We start from the raw sequence: 622 nt of genomic DNA on the forward strand, positions 1-622 counted from the left end.
TACTGTATTTGGTAAAGATCAGAAGTCATTCTTACTGACTCTAGCGGATAAAGCTACCAAGCAGATTATTATCCGCAAGTTACCGAATAAACGCGCTGATACTGTTGTAGATGCTTTCCGTGACATTGTAGCAAATACCTTCTGTGACTTTAAAACTTTGACGGCCGATAACGGTTCTGAGTTCTCCATGCATAAACAGATAACTGAGATCACCGGTGCTAATGTCTTCTTTGCCAGGCCTTATCACTCATGGGAGCGTGGTTTAAATGAACACAGTAACGGACTTATCCGCCGTTTTTACCCAAAAGGAACGGACTTCAACTCAGTCACGGACAACGAGATTGCAGAACTTGAGCACATACTTAATACTCGGGGACGAAAATCGTTGGGCTATTTTTCTCCAAATGAAGTATTTTTAGCTCATCTAATGGCTGCATAACGTTTTATGGGTTTGTTGGGTTTCGACTGGGAATGGGCCATTTGAAACGAACACTGGAAAGATGATAAATAATTATTATCAATAATGTCTTCATGTTATGCTTTTATTTTACTCAAATAACACTAATATTTCATATGAATCAAATTCTCTTAAAAAGACATTTTCCTCATAAAGAACATACCG

The 622-nt window shown here is 38.3% G+C and carries 1 protein-coding gene; it reads left to right on the plus strand.

Annotation, left to right across the window (positions count from 1 at the left end; translation table 11 throughout):
• Positions 1 to 439: IS30 family transposase (locus CBG25_RS18855; RefSeq protein WP_290603601.1), on the plus strand; the 439-nt coding region annotated here is incomplete at its 5' end.
• Positions 440 to 622 lie beyond the last annotated feature (183 nt).

Source organism: Arsenophonus sp. ENCA (assembly GCF_002287155.1).
Taxonomy (GTDB): Bacteria; Pseudomonadota; Gammaproteobacteria; order Enterobacterales; family Enterobacteriaceae; genus Arsenophonus; species Arsenophonus nilaparvatae.